The sequence below is a fragment of the Aeromonas sp. DSM 116730 genome (assembly GCF_046581335.1).
Taxonomy (GTDB): Bacteria; Pseudomonadota; Gammaproteobacteria; order Enterobacterales; family Aeromonadaceae; genus Aeromonas; species Aeromonas rivipollensis.
Map to the genome: position 1 here is coordinate 3,549,374 of NZ_CP144265.1, position 17,881 is coordinate 3,567,254.

Genomic DNA, 17,881 nt, shown 5'->3' on the forward strand with positions numbered 1-17,881 from the left:
CGCAGCACCTGGCCACTGCTGCAGGGCCTGTGCTGCCTTGGCTGCCCTAGCGCAATACCTGGCGCTTGTCCCAGGACAACCACTGCTGCAGGGCCAGCATGCCCCTGTCCAGGGCGCAGCCGATGAGGCCTATGGTGATCACCGCCACCATGATGCGAGCCAGGGAGGCCGAGCCGCCGCTCTGAAACTCGTCCCACACGAACTTGCCGAGCCCCGGGTTCTGGGCCAGCATCTCGGCCGCGATCAGCACCATCCAGGCCACCCCCAGCGACAGCCGCAGCCCGGTGAAGATCATGGGCAGGGCCCCGGGCAGCACTATGCGCCGCACGTGGGTCACAAAGGAGAGCCGCAGCACCCGGCTGACGTTGTGCAGATCCCTGTCCAGCCCCGCCACCCCGACCGCCGTGTTGATCAGGGTCGGCCAGAGAGAGCAGAGGGTCACCGTCAGGGCCGAGGTGAGGAAGGACTTGGCGAGCCAGGGGCTGGGGTTGGCGTAGAGGGCGCTCACCACTAGCGTGATGAGGGGCAGCCAGGCCAGGGGTGACACCGGTTTGAGCAGCTGGATCACCGGGTTGGCGGCGCGATAGAGCCCCTGATTCATGCCGAGCAGCACCCCGCACGGGATGGCGATCAGAGTCGCCAGAGCGAAGCCGCACAGCACTGTGAGCAGGCTGGTGGCTATCTGATCGAAGAAGGTGGGGCGCCCTGTGTAGGGGCGCAGTTTCACCTCGGCCGCCGGATCTGCCGCCAGCCGCGCCGCGTTGCGCACCTGCTGGCGCTCGAGGAAGGCGCTCGCCTTCTCCCGCTCGGCCAGGTGATCCTGACCCAGGGACCAGAGCTGGCTGGCGGTGGCGAGTGGCCCAGGCAGGGTGCCCAGACTGGTCTGCACCTGGCTCGCCCCCCACTGCCAGAGGCCGAGGAAGAGCAGCACGCCCAGCAGGGGCTGCACCATGACTTTCCAGTTGACGGCATTCCAATGGATGGATAGCCACTTGTGTCGGTTCATTGGGTTCTCCTTGCTCATTGCACTCGCTCATCGCCCTTGAGGCCGATGGCAAACTGCTGCAGATAGGCGTTGGGGTGGCGGCCGTCGTAGAGCAAGCCGTCGATGAAGCCATCCTGGGGGCCGCGATAGCCCTGCTCGCTGGCAAAATCCGGGAAATCGGTGGCCTTGAGCTTGCCCTCGGCGATCAGCGCCTCGGCGGCCTGGCGATAGACGCCCGGCTGGTAGACGGCCTTGGCCACCTGCTCGAACCAGGCGTCCGGCTTGGCCTCGGGGATCTGGCCCCAGCGCCGCATCTGGGTCAGATACCAGATGGCGTCGGAGTAGTAGGGGTAGGTAGCGTGGTGGCGGAAGAAGACGTTGAAGTCCGGCAGCTGACGCTTGTCCCCCTTGGCGTACTCGAAGGTGCCGGTCATTGAGCTGGCAATCACCTGCTCGTCGGCCCCCACGTACTCGGGTTTGGCCAGCAGCTTGGCCGCCTCGCGCCTGTTGCCGTTTTGCTCCGCATCCAGCCACCAGGCCGCCCGCAGCAGCGCCTTCACCAGCCGGACATGGGTGTTGGGGTGGCGCTCTGCCCACTCCCGGGTGACGCCGAACACCTTCTCCGGGTTGTTGCGCCAGATCTCAAGGTCGGTGATGACGGGCACCCCTATCCCTCTGGCGACCGCCTGCTGGTTCCAGGGCTCCCCCACGCTGTAGCCGGCTATGGTGCCCGCCTCCAGGGTGGCGGGCATCTGGGGCGGCGGCGTCACCGAGAGCAGCACGTCAGCCTGACGCTGGCCCGAGTTGTCGCCAAGCTTGGGTGCGTAGAAGCCGGGGTGCAGGCCGCCCGCCGCCAGCCAGTACCTGAGCTCGTAGTTGTGGGGGGAGACGGGGAACACCATCCCCATGTTGAACGGCTTGCCCCCCTGACGGTACTCGGCCACCACGGGCTTGAGGGCCGCGGCGCTCACCGGCGGCGGCACCTGGCCCGCCTTCGCCTTGGGCAGCTGGGGGGCCATGGCTGCCCAGACGCTGTTGGCAACCGTGATGGCGTTGCCGTTGAGATCCATGGCAAAAGCCGTCACCAGCTCGGCCTGAGTGCCGATGCCGATGTGGGCCGCCAGGGGCTGGCCCGCCAGCATCTGGGCGCCGTCCAGCTCGCCGTCTATCACCCGATCCAGCAGTATCTTCCAGTTCGCCTGAGCTTCCAGGGTCACGTAGAGCCCCTCGTCCTCGAAGTAGCCCCGCTCGTAGGCCACCGCCAGCGGCGCCATGTCGGTCAGCTTGATGAAGCCGAGCCTCAGCTCCTCCTGCTCCGGAGCCCCCAGCGCCAGCGTCGGCAGTGACAGCAGCGCCAGCAGCAGACCCGCACATCCTTGTCTCTTGTTCATTCGCCTTCCTCGCTCAGATCACAGTCATGGGCGGCCATTCCCCTGCGCCGTTGCAGGGTCGCGGCCAAAAAAAAACCTCACCGATCCGGGATCGGTGAGGCCTCTTTGCCCTGTTGCGAGTGACGGGCCCGTGGGTGCCATCACTCCTTGTCTTCTGGGTAATCCACTTTCCGTGCCAAATTGGCCAAGCCGCCAAAACTGGCCCTATTCCGCCTTTTTCCTCCCGCTTTGCCTTCTCGTTTGCCTCAATTAGGCGCAGTTGCACCAAAACGGTTTGCCAGCGGAGCGCTCAGGCGGGCAGTGCCTGCAGCAGTTGCCGCGCCAGCTCCCCCAGGCTCAGGTGGCGGCTCATGGCGGTGCTGCGCATCAGGCGGTAGGCCTGCTCTTCGTCCAGCCCCTGATGGCGCATCAGGCGCCCCTTGGCCTGCTCGATAAGCCGCCGCTCCTCCAGCTTCTGGCGCAGCTCGCTCTCGGTCTGCATCAGGGCCTGCACCATGGCCAGCTGGCTGCGGGCGAGCCGCAGCCACTGCTCCACCGGCTCCCGCTCGCCGCAAGGGTGGGGTACCAGCAGCACCCCCTGCTGCAACAGGGCGAGCTGGGTGTCGCCCCCGAGCCGCTCGCAGAACAGCAGGCGCGGCAAGCCCGGCCAGAGGGAGAGGCCGAGGCGCACCTCGGCGCCGAACTGGCGGCAACTGACCAGCAGGGCGTCCCCCTGCTCCATCGGGGTCAGCAGCTGGCGGGTGTCGAGTATCCTGGGCTGATGGCCGTAGTGGCTCACCAGCAGGGCCAGGCGATTGGCCTGACCCGGATCATCGGCGTGGATCAGCAGGCGGGAGGGGGGGCCATCCTGGCCCCGGGGAAGAGTAGTCATGGCGCTCCTTGCCAACGGCTATCGCAACGTGTCTGCTGAACATGCCGCAACATGAAGGCCAACTATTTGAATCTACCTCCTTTTTATCTATCCAGAGGTAGTGGGGGTAGAGGGGAAACCCCGGCTCAGGCCACCCGCTCCATGGTCTGGTTCAGCAGGGCCTGCAGCTCGGCGCCCAGGTTCACCACCTCCCCCATGATCATCAGCACTGGGCTCTGGCCGAGCAGGGCACGGGCGGCCTGCTCCAGCCCCTCCAGCCGGGCGTGATGGACCTGCTGGCGCGCACTACACCCGGCCACCACCAGGGCCACCGGCAGATCCCCGGATGCCCCTGCCGCCAGCAGCCCCTGCCGGATCTGGGCCGCCCGCTCCAGCCCCATGTAGAACACCAGGGTGTGGCCGGCCCGGGCCAGCCCCTGCCAGCCTCTATAGTCCCCCTCGTCCATCAGGTGGCCCGTCACCAGGGTCAGGGAGCGCGCCAGTCCCCTGTGGGTCAGGGGGATCAGGGTGCTGGCGGCGCAGCCCAGGGCCGCCGTGATGCCGGGCACCAGCTCGGCCTCTATGCCGTGGCGGGCCAGGTGCAGCGCCTCCTCCCCGCCCCGGCCGAACACCAGGGGATCCCCCCCCTTGAGGCGCACCACCCGCTTGCCGGTGCGGGCCAGGGCCAGCAGCAGGGCGTTGATCTCCTCCTGGGTGGGGCTCGGCTCGCCGCAGCGCTTGCCCACGTCGAAGCGGGCCGCCCCCTGGGGAATGCGGGCCAGGATCTCGCTCCCCACCAGACGGTCATAGACCACCACCTCAGCCGCCTCAATGCGGTGCAGGGCGCGCAGGGTCAACAATTCGAGGGGGCCGGGGCCCGCTCCCACCAGACTGATTTGGCTCATCTCACACTCCTTGTGTTGCCCAAGCCTCAGGCTGAGGCGATAAAAACATGCTTGATCAACAACTTGTCGATCTCGGGCAGGCAGGTGCCACAGTTGCTGCCGCAGCCGAGCAGGGCCTGCAGCCCCGCCAGCTCGCTCACCCCCTGCCGGGTGATGGCATCCACGATGCGCTGCTCCGACACCCGCAGGCAGGAGCAGACCAGCCGGCTCTCTCCGGCCAGGGCCAGGCTCAGGGTCTGGCTCAGGGCTCCCGCCTGCAGCGGCGTGCCGAGCAGGCTGGCCAGCAGCTCGACCTTGATGTCAGGGCGTCGCTCCCCCACCAGCAGGATGCCCTCGATGCGATCCCCGGCCAGGGTCAGGGCGAGCCAGCCCTCTTTCAGGGGCAGCCGCAGCCAGTGCCCCTCTGCCCCCAACCGCTGCCACAGCCCCTGGGAGCTGTCGGACCAGGAGGCCAGCAGGGTGCAGTTGCCCTCGGGCAGGGGGCGCCTTGCCCACCAGTCCACCGGCTCGCGCCAGTCATGGCGGCCGCACCAGAGCCCCTGCCAGCGGGTGGCTTGCGCCCTGGCCTGTACCCGCCCCTGCTTGAACATGGGCTGGCCCGAGAGGGGATCCACCACGGCGGCGATGAGGCGGTTGACCGCCCCCAGGCTGCACTGGCTGTCGGTCCAGTGCATGGGCAGGAAGGCCTCCCCCTCCCTGAGTCCCTCGTCCAACCCGACCAGCAGCAGGGCCTCCCCGAGCTCGTTGTAGAGACGCACCAGATCCCCCTCCCTGACGCCGAGCGCCAGCAGGCTGGCGGCCCCCACCCGCACCCTGGGCCAGGGCTCGGCCTCCTGCAACCTGGGCACGTGACCGGTGCGGGTCATGGTGTGCCACTGATCCCGCAGCCGCCCGCTGTTGAGGAGCAGGGAGAGGTCCTCCCCCCGGGGGGCGGCCTTCGGCTGCGGGGGGAAGTGCTGGGCCAGGGGCAGCAGGCGGGCCCGGCCATCCGGGGTGGCAAAGCGCCCGTCCTCGAACAATCGGGCTCGCCCCTTTGGCCAGTTGCCGTTGACGGGCCAGCTCAGGGGGGCGAGCGCCTCGAACTCGGCGCGGCTAAGATCCGCCAGCCCCGAGATGTCGAACTGGCGGGCCCCTTCGTTCTCGAAGCCGGAGAGGGCGGCGTGTTCACAGAAGATCTCGTGCTCGTGCTCATAGGCGAACCCCTCGCCAAAGCCGAGCCGGCGGGCGAGCTGGGTCAGGGCCCACCAGTCGGGCCTGGCCTCCCCCGGCAGGGGCAGGAAGGCGCGCTGGCGGCTGATGGTGCGCTCGGAGTTGGTGACTGTGCCGCTCTTCTCCCCCCAGGCGGCGGCGGGCAGCAGCAGGTGGGCGAGGCGCGCCGTGTCGGTATTGGCCGTCACCTCGGAGACCACCAGCAGCTCGCAGCGGCTCAGGGCTTCGCGCACCCGGTTGCCGTCCGGCAGGGAGACAGCCGGGTTGGTGCCGAGCACCCAGAGGGCGCGGATCTCCCCCCGGTGCACCGCCTCGAACAAGGCCACCGCCTTGTGCCCAGGCCCGCGCACTATGGTCGGGCTTCCCCAGAAGCGCTGCACCCTATCGCACTCGGCCTCGCCAAAGCCCATGTGGGCGGCGAGCTGGGTCGCAAGCCCCCCTACCTCGCGCCCCCCCATGGCGTTGGGTTGCCCCGTCATGGAGAAGGGGGCCGCCCCCGGCTTGCCGATGCTGCCGCACAGCAAGTGGGCGTTGATGATGGCGTTGGCCTTGTCCACCCCCTGGTTGGACTGGTTGATCCCCTGGCAGAACAGGGTGACAGTCCTGGGGGTGCGGGCAAACAGCTGGTAGAAACCGAGCAGATCGCTGCGGGAGAGGCCGCAGCTGCGGGCCACCTCGTCCAGTTGCCAGGCCGGATCGTCCAGCGCCGCCGCCAGCGCCTCGAAGCCGCTCACATGCTGCGCCACATAGGCCTTGTCCCAGCCGTCGCTGTCGAGCAGATAGCGGCACAGGCCGTTCCACAGCGCCACGTCGCTGCCGGGCTTGAGGGCCAGATGCAGATCCCCCTGCTCCGCCGTCATGGTGCGGCGGGGATCCAGCACCACCAGCCTGAGCTCGGGGCGGCGCGCCCGCGCCTGCTGCAGGCGGCGAAACAGCACGGGGTGGGTCCAGGCGGTGTTGGCGCCGGTCAGCACTACCAGATCCGCCAGCTCCAGATCCTCGTAGCAGGCGGGCACCAGATCCTCCCCGAAGGCGCGCTGATGGGCCACCACAGCCGACGACATGCAGAGCCGGGAGTTGGTGTCCACGTTGGCACTGCCCAGATACCCCTTCATCAGCTTGTTGGCGACGTAGTAATCCTCGGTGGTGAGCTGGCCAGACAGGTAGATGCCGATGGCCTCGGGCCCGGATTCGGCCAATATGGCGGTAAAACGACTGGCCAGGGTGTCCAGGGCCTCTTCCCAACCGATGCGCTGCCCCATCCAGCGCGGATAGAGCAGGCGGTCGGGGAAGGCCAGGCTCTCCAGCAGGCTGGCCCCCTTGACACACAGAGCGCCGCCGTTGGCCGGATGCTCTTCATCCCCCTGCAGTTGCCAGTTCTCCCCCTCCCGGCTCAGCCGGATGCCACACCCCACTCCACAATAGGCACAGGTGGTCTTCATTCCCTCGCTCCTTGTCGCCGGCGGCCCCGGGGCCGCCTCCTTGTCCTGTTCGATGACGAGCCCATAAAAAAGCGTCCGCCCCCCTGCGGGGACGGACGCCTTTGTCCGGATGAGCCTAAATCATCTTGTATGGGGAAGTGACTGCAAAGCCCGCGCCAGGATGCAAGGTGCGTCGCCATTGGGCGCCAGGGCTCAGGGCTGCGCCAGGGCGGTGCAACTGCTCCCTTGTTGGGCCCGCCGGGCGGGAGTCGGCACCACAGGCTGGGCAAGGGGCCCACCGGGGGTATAATGCGCCGCCACAGAGGAGAACGAGATGAAAGAGTCAGGTTACGGCGCCGCAGAGCGGGTCGATGCGCGGCCGGATGCGGCCCCCGAGTATTGCGCCATCGGGCTGGTCAACCCCAAGTCACCGGAGAACGTGGGGGCCGTGATGCGGGCCGCCGGCTGCTACGGGGCAGAAGAGGTCTACTACACGGGTCAACGCTTCGAGCTGGCGCGGCGTTTTGCCACCGACACCAAGCAGATGGTGGAGAAGATCCCCCTGCTCGGGGTCGAGGATCTGCTGGCCTTCGTCCCCGAAGACTGCACCCCTGTGCTGGTGGATCTCATCGAGGGAGCCACCTCGCTGCCGGACTACGAGCACCCCGAGCGGGCCTTCTACATCTTTGGCCCTGAGGATGGCACCCTGGAGCCCGCCCGTTTCGCGGCGGTGAAGGAGGTTGTCTATGTGCCGACTCAGGGTTGCATGAACCTGGCCGCCTCGGTCAACGTGATCCTCTACGATCGGCTGGCCAAGAAGCTAAGGGCTGAAGGCTGAGCAAGACGGTGATCCAGGTGGCCGGACAGCAGGCCGCCTCAATCCTGTGATGACGCCTCCCTGCGCACCCTCGCCTCCTGCTCCCTGATAAAGTCCAGGTAGTCGTCGTAGAGCCGGTTTTCCCGATAGATCCGTGCCAGTGTCCCCTCCCTTATCAGGGTGCGCATGCCGGAATCCCAGAGCCCGTGCAGCTGCCTGCCCTTCTCGTTGTCGGCGAAGATGGGGTAGGTCGGGATCCAGCGCAGGAACACCTGCGCCAGCTCGGGCGGGAGGGCATCCTTGGGGTAGAGGGCGCCGTCGGTCAGGTAGTAGCGGTAGCGCCCCTTGAGCAGCAATTGCAGCGCCATCTCATGGCTGTCTATCTCGTACCAGCGCATCGGCAGCGGGATGAACTTGTCGAAGGCCCAGCCCCGCAGCCAGAGCACCTCCTGCTCCTTCAGGCTGTGCTCGCCGGCCCAGTGTGGCAACCAGTGCTTTTGCATCACCACGCTCACGTAGTCCGCCGAGTCGGGGTAATCGGGCTGATGGGCGCCCTTCACCTCTCCCCGATAGACCCCCATCGCCATGTCCCCCGCCTTCTGCGACACCACCGCCAGCGCCCGCTTGTAAGGCACCAGGTGCGGGCGCACCACATAGCCCTCGGGCTCATAGATGGCGCGCACTATGTCCAGATAGACACCTTCGCCACCCTTCTGGCAGAAGCCGGGCCAGTCATCGCAATAGACATCCAGGGTATCGGCCCGCACGGGCCAGATGAGCAGCAGGCAGCAGAACAGAAAAAGACGAACCATGGGTTTCCTCAGTGGTATGACCGTCGGCAGGCGCTCACCGCCAGACGGTCCGTTCAGGCATACAGATAGCATAGAAAGCCAGCCTGCCCTGTTACATTTTTCCCGATTTTGCGAGCGAGTCGAGGGTTATTGCCCCCTCGATCGGTATCATGGATCATAAGATTCATTAGTGACCTAACTGAGGGGAGCCTTCTCATGCCAACCATCAAATCCCTGCTCTGTCCCGTCGATTTTTCCGAGATGTCCAAGGCCGTGCTCGACTACGCCGTCTTCATGGCCCAGAGCCATCAGGCCGAGCTCAAGTTGGTCCACGTGGTGGATCAGCTGCACGGTTTCGACAGCTACAAGATCCTGCACATGACCGCCATCGAGATCACCCATGAGATGGAGCGTCAGGCCAAGAGCCAGCTCAAGGAGCTGGTCGCCACCCTGCCCATCCCGGCCAAGTTCGAGGTGCGCTTCGGCCGCGCCGCCGACGAGATAGTGATCCAGGCGAAGGAAGACAAGGTGGATCTGCTGGTCATGGGCAGCCACGGTCGCTCCGGCATCAGCCACCTGCTGGTGGGCAGCGTGGCGGAATCCGTGGTACGCCACGCCCCCTGCCCCGTGCTGGTGGTGCGCAAGTAACCCCAACCCCCGACCGGAAGGCCAGCACGAGCTGGCCTTTTTGCTCTCTATGCCCCCTCAACCGTGGGCATAGATGACGCTGCCCCCCTTGATGGTGTCTATGATGGCCCTGGACTGCTCTCGCGGCAGGGCCGGGCAACCCCAGCTGCGGCCCAGCTTGTCATATTTTTGCAAATGCCTCGGGCTGGCATAGTCAGCCCCGTGCACCACTATGGCGCGCTTGCGGGCATTGCTGTTCTTGCCGGGGCTAAGGCCGTCCAGGCGCAGGGAGTAGCCGTGCTTGCCTTGATAGGTTTCGGCGGTGCGATAGACCCCGAGGGAGCTCTGGCGGGAGTTGAGCTGGTTGGAGAACTGGCGCGCGGCCAGCTCCCCCGAATTGCGACCGTGGCTGACCCAGGTGTGGTAGAGCAGCTTGTGACGCTTCACATCGATGACGAAGAGGCGGCGCATGGTCGAGGGTTTGCTGTAGTCGATGATGGTGAGTATGGGTTTGCGCTTGTGGCGCACATCTTGATAGCCCTGCAGGGCCTTGCGGAATACCTGCTTGTCCAGCTTGCCCGCCAGACCCAGCTGGCGATAGAGATCCTGATCCCAGCTGGCGTGGCCCTGGCTGCTGAAGCAGAGCGCCCCCAGCAGCAGCGGCAACCCCAGCCAGAGGCTGGCCAGCCGCGACATCCAATACTGTCGCTTCATCCTTGAAGTCGCTCCCCTTCCTGAACTGGCGCTCTGAATGACGCCATGTCTCGCTGGATAGTTATATGCAAGCCACTGATAGTGCGCAATAAAAAACCACAAAAATGCCGACCCGAGTCGGCATTGACGGCAATATGCTGACGACCTTGCTCAGGCACGGATCAGATAGTCCGCCTGACCGACCCACTTGTAGCTGGTCAGCTCGGTCAGCCCCATGGGGCCCCGGGCGTGCAGCATCTGGGTCGAGACAGCGACTTCCGCCCCCAGGCCAAACTGGCCGCCGTCGGTGAAGCGGGTGGAGGCGTTGACGTAGACAGCCGCAGAGCCGGCGCCGTTGACGAAGCGCTCCGCATTGGCCAGATCGTTGGTCAGGATGGCATCGGAGTGGCCGGCGTTGTGCTCGCGCATATGGGCCAGCGCCTCGTTGACGTCAGCCACCAGCTTGACCCCCAGGGTCAACCCCAGCCATTCGGTGTCGAAATCTTCCGCTCCCGCCTCGCACAGGTTGTCGACCCCGGCCAGCAGTGGCATGGCGTTGGCGGCCCCCACCAGGGTCACCTTGCGCTCGTTCATCAGGGAGACCAGCTGCGGCAGGAAACGGGCGGCGATCTGCTCATGGACCAGCAAGGTATCGAGGGCGTTGCAGGCGGAGGGGCGCTGCACCTTGGCGTTGTCGATGACCGCCAGGGAACGCGCCAGATCGGCACTCTCGTCCACGAAGATGTGGCTGATGCCAAAGCCGCCGATGATGACGGGGATGGAGCTGTTCTCCTTGCACATCTTGTGCAGCCCGGCACCGCCGCGGGGGATGATCATGTCCACATAGCGATCGAGGCGCAGCAGCTCGCCCACCAGGGCCCGGTCCGGATTGTCGATGTACTGGACAGCCTCGGCCGGCAGACCGGAGGCGGCCAGCGCGCTCTGGATCACCCGTACCAGCTCCAGATTGGAGTGGAAGGTCTCGCGGCCACCGCGCAAGATGCTGGCGTTGCCGGTCTTGAGGCAGAGGCTGGCGATGTCGATGGTGACGTTGGGACGCGCCTCGTAGATGACGCCTATGACCCCGATGGGCACCCGGCGGCGGGAGAGGCGCAGGCCATTCTCCAGCACCCGGCTGTCGATCTCGGCGCCGACCGGATCATCCAGGGAGATCACCTTGCGCACGTCCGCCACTATGCCGGCGAGGCGGGCGGGGTTGAGCAGCAGGCGATCCAGCATGGCTTCCGACAAGCCGGCGTCGCGGCCAGCCGCTATATCCTTCTCGTTGGCAGCCAGGATCTGCGCACTGTGCGCCTCCAGTTCATCGGCGATGGCGGCCAGCGCCCGGTTTTTCTGCGCCGTGCTGATGGTCGCCAGCTGATAGGCGGCCTCGCGGGCCGCCTGCCCCATTTTCTCCAGACTCATAACGTCATCCTTTTTCTCTTTCATAGGTGCCGCTCATAGCAGCACCATATCGTCTCTGTGGATGGCCCATGATCCCGTAGCCATGGCCGCAGTCTCTATCGAGCCAGCTGCTTTACAGCAGCACCATGTCATCTCTGTGGATGGCCCATGATCCCATAGCCGTAGCCGTAGCGGCAGGGTTTATCGGGGCCGACAGCTCACAGCAGCACCATATCGTCTCTGTGGATAGCAACGGCGCCATAGCCGTAACCCAGCACGGCCTCTATCTGATCCGAGTGTAGGCCCCGCAGCTTCTCAAGCTCCAGATGATCGTAACGGCAGATGCCGCGGGCCAGCTCGCTCCCCTGAGGGCCCAGGATCCGCACCACGTCGCCACGGACGAAGTCTCCCTTGACCGCGACTATGCCCTTGGGCAGCAGGCTGGAGCCCTTCTCCTGCATGGCGGCCACGGCCCCCTGATCCACCTGGACTTCCCCATGGGGGGGCGGCCCTGCCAGGATCCAGCTCTTGCGTCCTTCCAGCGGCGAGGCCAGCGCCGGGAACAGGGTCCCCACCCGCTCGCCGGCGGCGAGGCGACCTATCACTTCCGGGATCTGGCCGGTGGCGATCACCACGTTGACCCCGGCGCGGCGTGCCACGTCGGCGGCCTGCAGCTTGGTGGCCATGCCGCCGGTCCCGAGGCCGCTGACGCTGTCACCGGCGAGGGAGCGCAGGGTGTCGTCTATGGTCTGCACCTCTTCGATGAGCTGGGCATCCGGGTTGGTGCGGGGATCCGCGGTAAAGAGCCCCTTCTGGTCAGTGAGCAGGATCAGCAGATCCGCATCCGCCAGGATGGCGGCGCGGGCGGAGAGGTTGTCGTTGTCCCCCACCTTGATCTCGGCGGTGGCCACGGCGTCGTTCTCGTTGATGACGGGGATGATGCGGTGATCGAGCAGGGTGCGCAGGGTGTCGCGGGCATTGAGGTAACGCTCCCTGTCCTCCAGATCGGCGCGGGTCAGCAACATCTGGCCGATGTGCAGCCCGTAGAGGTTGAACAGGTCCTGCCATACCCGGATGAGCTGGGTCTGGCCCACCGCCGCCAGCATCTGCTTGTTGGGCAGGGTCGGCGCCAGCGGAGGGTGCCCCAGGTGCTCACGTCCGGCGGCGATGGCGCCGGAGGTCACCAGAACGACACGGTGTCCGTGTCGATGCAGGGCGGCACATTGCCTGACCAGCTCCACCATGTGGGCACGGTTGAGACGGGCAGATCCCCCGGTGAGCACGCTGGTGCCCAATTTGACGACTATGGTTCTGTTTTCCATGGGAACAAAGGGTTAGAAAAGTAAGGAATCCCTTTATACCCACGGCCCTGTTACCCTGCAAGGCAATTAAGCCTCACAGCTGTCATGGCAAAGAAGGAAGCCCCGCGGATCCATGACCGCAGGGCCCGGGCGGATCAGGCCGCCGTCACGTTCAGCTCGGCGGTGACCTGCTTGGCGGGAGACAAGGTGCACTCCAGCAGGGTCAGCTTGGCGCTGATGAGTTTGTAGAAGTGGTTGAGGGTACGCTCGACCTCGGCCTGATGCTTCTTGGGCAGCGGCTTGTTGATCCACTCCCCGTCCGCATTGTAGAAGCCGACCTGATAGTGATAGCTGAAGCTGTGGTCCTCCTGCTCCAGCACCAGCCACCAGCCCCAGAACTCCCGCTTGTCCGGCGCCGGTTTGGCGCTGACGCAGACGGAAAGGCAGTCGAAGCGGTAGCGTCCCTCCTCGCACAGATCCTCGCGCAGATAGGGGCCAATGGCCGCGAATTGCCGCAGCAATCGCTTGTAGGTCACTCTTTCTGACATGCTAACCTCCCTGTTGAACAAGCCATACCATCACATGATGATGTTACATTTTTAGTTCTATATCATGTACATAAGTGTTTTTTTAGCCAATCTACCGTCTCTTTGAGCGCCTCGTCATACACCTCCAGCAGAGGCTGTTTGTCGAACACCACCGCCTTGCCATTGCGGCTGGCGGAGGCCAGGGCCCGGACATCCTGCTCGGGACAAATGAAGTCACGCTTGTGGCCAATGCTCAGGATGGGCACAGAGGTGCGGCTCCCGAGCAACCCCTGGGTCTTGAGGGAGAAGACCTGGCACTTGGTGCGCAGCAGATCCCACTGGGCGGCATCGGCCCCCAGGCGGTTCGCCAGCCCGTCCCGCATCATGCGCGGACAGCGGGCAAACATCTCCTGATTGGTAAACACCTGGTTGATGCCGGCCCCGATGCAGACCACAGTCCTGAGCTTGAAGGGCTCGATGAAGGCGAGGCGCGCCGCCACATTGCCGGCGAGGCGGAACCCCACCATGGCGATGCGCTGATGATCGACCCAGGCCACCTCGGAGAGGTGGTTGAGCACCGCCTGGTGCAGGCGACTGGTGTCCTGCACCAGCGGCCAATGCTCCGCATAGCCGGTTCCCGGCATGTCCAGCGACAGCATGCCGATGCCGTGGGGCTCGAGGCACTTGAAGTAGAAGTTGAGGAAGTCGACCTGGAGGGCGTCTATGCCGCCGCTGACGATGACCAGGGGCACAGGCCTGTCGGTGGTGGGCAGGTGCAGATAGCCCTGAATGGTCTTGCCCCGGAACGGGACCTGCAGCTCCTTGAGGGGCACCTTGAACAGCCTGCCTGCCTCGCGGTAGGCCATGTTGCAGAGCAGCTGGGCCTGATCCGCCAGCTCGTCATTCTTGAGATGGGGGTAGCTCGCGATGGAGTAGTAGCGCACCGCCTTGAGCAGATTCTTCAACGCCCCGGCGCTATCGCCCTGGCTAACCAGCTCGCGCCCGGCATTGAAATAGCGGCCAGCCAGCTGGCTCCACTCATAGACCCAGTTGCCGGGCACATAGCCCTTGATGGTATCCAGATAGCGCTCGTGGCTGCGCTCCCCCTGCCCCATGGCGATGCGGGCCAGAGTCTGCTCCACTTCCACCGGATCCGCACCCTGCCAGGCCCAGGTCGGCCGGCGCAGCAGGCGGTACCAATGGGGCGACAGGGCGCCGTCGATGAAGCTCTCGGCCAGGGAGCTGTCCTGCTCATCGACCGGGCTGGAGTTGGATATTTCGGAGGTTTCCAATACCTGTTTGACCCGGGTGAACAGCTTTTCCGTCAGGTTGGTATCGTCGTTTGGTTCCAAGATGGTGACTCTTCTGTCTCAAACAATGGTCCATCTTAACCACTTTTCACCGCGGGCAGCCACATCATAAACGCATAAGGCCCCAAACAGGGGCCCTATGAAACCGTCTTGCCATCAGCGCGATCGAGCCGCCCCACAAAAGTCAGGGGCGGGGCGCCAAGGCAGGGGGCGATTACTCTTCGTCGCAGATCGGGTTGGCAAACTCCAGCGCCATGTCCCAGGGCTGCTCAATCCAGGTGTCCTGCGGGATGGCGACCTCGAAGTCATCCAGCAATTGCTCACCCATGGGCTTGGCGAAGATGGCGATGAACTTGGCCTTGGGATAGAGCTCGCGGATCGCCTTGGCGGTAGTTCCTGTGTCCACCAGATCTTCCACTACCAGCCAGCCTTCACCGTCACCGGCTGTGGTGGCGGCCTTGACGACCACCAGCTCACGCTGGCTGTTGTGGTCATAGCTGGAGATGCAGAGGGTTTCGACGTTGCGAATGCCAAGTTCACGGGCCATCAGGGCAGCAGGCACCAGGCCACCACGGCTGACCGCGATGATCCCTTTCCACTGGCTGACGGGCAGTTGACGACGGGCCAGACGGCGCGCTTCACGTTGCAGGTTATCCCACGATACATAGAACTTTTTTGGCATGCTATCGATCTCAACGAGTTATAAAGGCAATCACTTAAGACGTAAGGGTCCCGGCAGACACACGGGATCCGGTAAATTCTGGCCCCCGTCTCCTGAATTTTGCTTGCACTTTTGCGGCCTCAGGGGTAGACCCTCGGCAGCAAAAAGCAGATGCATTGAAAGCAGGACGGGCATGGCTGGCGGCCATCTCGATCTAGACCCAGACCTCAGGCCAGCTGTTGGGCCGGTATGATAGCACCCTTTGCAGATAAAATGACTGGCAAACGTATGCGAAAAACAGGAAAAGTCGGCCATCTCCTGCCCGTTTGGCCTCCCCTCGGGGCCCAGTCCTCATCAACAGGGTGCTCATTCGAAGAGCAAACCTCGAATTTCGGGTAAAAAAATAGCAGGGGGAGGATGGAACCCTCACACACCTGCTGCTTTTCTGCTTTCTCTGTCAGCCCGGCTGACTGCCCGTCTTAACGACGACCGGCGTAGGGGTTCGGATAGTTGAAACCCTGGGTATAGAGAGACTGGGCAAACCAATAGGTTGAATTGCTGCCTGACATAATGAACTCCTGATTGCTTAACAAGTTACGTACCTTTAATGCGGGTTCAGATCCTTGAACAGACACTCGGTTCCGTGGAGGCGCACTTGCTTTGCTTCGGTTCCCTGGAGGCATTCATTGTCATCCTGACAAGTGGTTGACCCACGGCGGCTAATTTACCACCCGGCGGCGAAAAGACAATATTTTTGTGATGTGCATCACGAATTTCATCTTCTGCTGATAACCATGGGCGAGGCAGTCATGTTCGCCATTCAGGCTCCCTTTATCAGCACAAGCAGACCGCAATTTGCGCAGATCGCTCACATTTTTGTGTGATTGACTGTATTATCGTTACCCTCTTCTGCGGCCCACTGGGCCCTGTCCATTTCCGTGCTGGTAAGGAGTCCCGACGTGGCACAGCTTAGTTCTCTGTCTCCCAAATTGATTTGGCAATTCTTCGAGCAGATCTGCTCCATTCCCCACCCCTCCAAGCACGAGGCCAAGTTGAGCGCCTGGATAGTGCAGTGGGCCCAGGGGGAAGGCCTGGCGGTCAAGCAAGACGCCGTGGGCAACATCATCATCAAGAAGCCGGCCACCCCGGGCATGGAAAACCGCAAGGCCGTGGTGCTGCAGGCCCACATCGACATGGTGCCCCAGGCCAATGCCGACACTCAGCACGACTTCACTCAGGATCCCATCGATGCCTACATCGACGGTGAATGGGTCACCGCCCGTGGCACTACCCTGGGGGCCGACAACGGCATGGGCATGGCAGGCTGTCTGGCCGTGCTGGCCGACAAGACCATCAAGCACGGCCCGCTGGAAGTGCTGCTGACCACGGACGAAGAGACCGGCATGACAGGCGCCTTCGGCCTGGAAGCGGGTTGGCTGGAGGGCGAGATCCTGCTCAACACCGACTCCGAAGAGGATGGCGAAGTCTACATGGGCTGCGCCGGCGGGGTGGATGCCAATATCCGCTTCCCGCTGGAGCAGGTTGCCGCCACCCAGGGTGAAGGTTTCGAGCTGCAGGTGAAGGGGCTGCGTGGCGGTCACTCCGGGGTCGACATCCACCGCGGTCGTGGCAACGCCAACAAGCTGCTGGTGCGCCTGCTCAAGGCCGCCGAGCCACTGGGGGTGCGTCTGGCCGAGATAAGCGGCGGTACCCTGCGCAACGCCATCCCCCGCGAAGCCCGCGCCACCCTGCTGGTGCCCACCGCCAGCGTCAGCGAGTTCAAGGCCCTGGTTGACCGCTACGCCGGCATCTATCAGAGCGAGCTGGCCGCCACCGAGGCGAACCTGACCGTGCTGCTGAGCGGCCGGGACATGCCCGCCAAGCTGATGAGCGAATCCCTCCAGACCCGCCTGCTGGATGCCCTGATGGCCTGCCCCAACGGCGTCATCCGCATGAGCGATGCCATCCCTGGCGTCACCGAGACCTCCACCAACCTCGGGGTCATCAAGACCCTCGAGGGTGAGGTCTATGTGCAGTGCCTGATCCGCTCCCTCATCGACTCGGGTCGCGAGAGCGTCGAGCAGATGACTAGCTCCCTGTTCAGCCTGGCGGGCGCCAGCTGTGAATTCACCGGCGCCTACCCGGGCTGGGCACCGAACGTGGACTCCCCCGTCATGGCCCTGGTACGCAACAGCTACCAGACCCTGTTCGGCGAGATGCCGAACGTCATGGTGATCCACGCCGGTCTCGAGTGCGGTCTGTTCAAGAGCGCCTACCCGGATTGGGACATGGTCTCCTTCGGCCCGACCATACGCGGTGCCCACTCACCGGACGAGCGGGTTCATATCCCGGCGGTCGAGCGCTTCTGGCAACTGCTGGTCCACGTGCTGGAACAGATCCCGGCCAAGTAAGCACGGCCTCCCGAGCCACTCCATGCCCCGCCCAGTGCGGGGCATGTCATTGGGGCTGTGCCCCTCCTTTCTCTGCGTTGACCCCTTCACTGCCCCTGCCGATCCCCCTTGAAATCGTATCCATAAGCAACCCTGGATTTGAAAACCTTTTCCATGATTTATGTAAATTTACAACACAATAAGTTGATCGAGATCACAAAAGCCTCTAGCATCAAATTGTGACCAAGGTCACAGGAAACAATAATCAACAGAGCGAAGAGGTAAGACTATGTTTGAGAACCTGGCAGTGCTGTTCCACCTGAAAGGTGCATCCAGCAAGAAAGGCACACAAGAGAAAGACACTTATGCGCCTTCGACTCGCAACTACTACTTCCGCTATGGCGCCTGATGTCGCCCGCCCGGAAGTAGAAATTAGTAACGTAATAAAACTACAAAATAACTCAGCAATTCACACCACAGCCACCCCCTCGGGGCGCTGTCCTGCCCGGGCCAGATGTTCCACGGCCAAACCTGAACTCCAACCATGAAGATGGGGCCCACAGGCCCCATTTTTTATTGCTCGTCCCCGACGCCACCCT

At 64.2% G+C, this 17,881-nt stretch carries 15 protein-coding genes; 3 read left to right on the forward strand and 12 right to left on the reverse strand.

Annotation, left to right across the window (positions count from 1 at the left end):
- Positions 1-46 precede the first annotated feature (46 nt).
- The 5 genes from Aeroheme_RS16210 to Aeroheme_RS16230 all read right to left on the reverse strand — a co-directional run bounded on the left by Aeroheme_RS16210 (position 47) and on the right by Aeroheme_RS16230 (position 6,782).
- Entirely contained in the window at positions 47-1,006 is a 960-nt protein-coding gene (locus Aeroheme_RS16210) for an ABC transporter permease (RefSeq protein ID WP_411166198.1), read from the reverse strand.
- Positions 1,007-1,020: 14 nt separating this feature from the next.
- Positions 1,021-2,376: a CmpA/NrtA family ABC transporter substrate-binding protein gene (locus tag Aeroheme_RS16215; RefSeq protein WP_411166199.1), complete on the reverse strand. Its 1,356-nt coding sequence runs from the start codon at positions 2,374-2,376 to the stop codon at positions 1,021-1,023.
- Positions 2,377-2,665: 289 nt separating this feature from the next.
- On the reverse strand, positions 2,666-3,247 hold the full coding sequence (locus tag Aeroheme_RS16220; RefSeq protein WP_205642334.1) for an ANTAR domain-containing response regulator: 582 nt from the start codon (positions 3,245-3,247) through the stop codon (positions 2,666-2,668).
- A 125-nt stretch (positions 3,248-3,372) separates the two neighbouring features.
- The gene (cobA, locus tag Aeroheme_RS16225; RefSeq protein ID WP_395948888.1) at positions 3,373-4,131 is read right to left on the reverse strand and encodes a uroporphyrinogen-III C-methyltransferase; all 759 of its coding nucleotides are present in this window, start codon (positions 4,129-4,131) and stop codon (positions 3,373-3,375) included.
- A 26-nt stretch (positions 4,132-4,157) separates the two neighbouring features.
- Positions 4,158-6,782 (reverse strand): molybdopterin-dependent oxidoreductase, encoded by a 2,625-nt coding sequence (locus Aeroheme_RS16230; protein ID WP_411166200.1) that lies wholly within the window; start codon positions 6,780-6,782, stop codon positions 4,158-4,160.
- A gap of 313 nt (positions 6,783-7,095) precedes the next feature.
- Here Aeroheme_RS16230 and Aeroheme_RS16235 point away from each other — a divergent pair, with 313 nt between their 5' ends.
- Positions 7,096-7,599 (forward strand): RNA methyltransferase, encoded by a 504-nt coding sequence (locus Aeroheme_RS16235; protein ID WP_411166201.1) that lies wholly within the window; start codon positions 7,096-7,098, stop codon positions 7,597-7,599.
- A 38-nt stretch (positions 7,600-7,637) separates the two neighbouring features.
- On the opposite strand, the gene Aeroheme_RS16240 is transcribed toward Aeroheme_RS16235, so the two are convergent.
- Positions 7,638-8,390, reverse strand: coding sequence for a hypothetical protein (locus Aeroheme_RS16240; protein ID WP_411166202.1), 753 nt, complete (start codon positions 8,388-8,390; stop codon positions 7,638-7,640).
- Positions 8,391-8,585: 195 nt separating this feature from the next.
- Here Aeroheme_RS16240 and Aeroheme_RS16245 point away from each other — a divergent pair, with 195 nt between their 5' ends.
- Complete coding sequence (locus tag Aeroheme_RS16245; protein WP_139744017.1) at positions 8,586-9,017, forward strand: universal stress protein; 432 nt, start codon at positions 8,586-8,588, stop codon at positions 9,015-9,017.
- A gap of 57 nt (positions 9,018-9,074) precedes the next feature.
- Here Aeroheme_RS16245 and Aeroheme_RS16250 read toward each other — a convergent pair whose 3' ends face one another.
- The 6 genes from Aeroheme_RS16250 to gpt all read right to left on the reverse strand — a co-directional run bounded on the left by Aeroheme_RS16250 (position 9,075) and on the right by gpt (position 14,913).
- Positions 9,075-9,710, reverse strand: a complete 636-nt coding sequence (locus tag Aeroheme_RS16250) for a murein L,D-transpeptidase catalytic domain family protein (protein WP_025325965.1) — start codon at positions 9,708-9,710, stop codon at positions 9,075-9,077.
- A gap of 150 nt (positions 9,711-9,860) precedes the next feature.
- Positions 9,861-11,114, reverse strand: coding sequence for a glutamate-5-semialdehyde dehydrogenase (locus tag Aeroheme_RS16255; RefSeq protein WP_411166203.1), 1,254 nt, complete (start codon positions 11,112-11,114; stop codon positions 9,861-9,863).
- 197 nt (positions 11,115-11,311) lie between these two features.
- Positions 11,312-12,415, reverse strand: a complete 1,104-nt coding sequence (gene proB, locus Aeroheme_RS16260; RefSeq protein WP_106887690.1) for a glutamate 5-kinase — start codon at positions 12,413-12,415, stop codon at positions 11,312-11,314.
- Between the two features lie 134 nt (positions 12,416-12,549).
- On the reverse strand, positions 12,550-12,942 hold the full coding sequence (crl, locus tag Aeroheme_RS16265; protein ID WP_106887691.1) for a sigma factor-binding protein Crl: 393 nt from the start codon (positions 12,940-12,942) through the stop codon (positions 12,550-12,552).
- A gap of 62 nt (positions 12,943-13,004) precedes the next feature.
- A complete protein-coding gene (frsA, locus tag Aeroheme_RS16270; RefSeq protein ID WP_163137402.1) occupies positions 13,005-14,273 on the reverse strand; it encodes an esterase FrsA in 1,269 nt (422 codons plus the stop codon).
- Between the two features lie 172 nt (positions 14,274-14,445).
- Positions 14,446-14,913: a xanthine phosphoribosyltransferase gene (gpt, locus tag Aeroheme_RS16275; RefSeq protein WP_025325960.1), complete on the reverse strand. Its 468-nt coding sequence runs from the start codon at positions 14,911-14,913 to the stop codon at positions 14,446-14,448.
- Between the two features lie 938 nt (positions 14,914-15,851).
- Between gpt and Aeroheme_RS16280 the strand changes: the two genes are divergently transcribed.
- Complete coding sequence (locus Aeroheme_RS16280) at positions 15,852-17,303, forward strand: aminoacyl-histidine dipeptidase (protein WP_411166204.1); 1,452 nt, start codon at positions 15,852-15,854, stop codon at positions 17,301-17,303.
- Positions 17,304-17,881 lie beyond the last annotated feature (578 nt).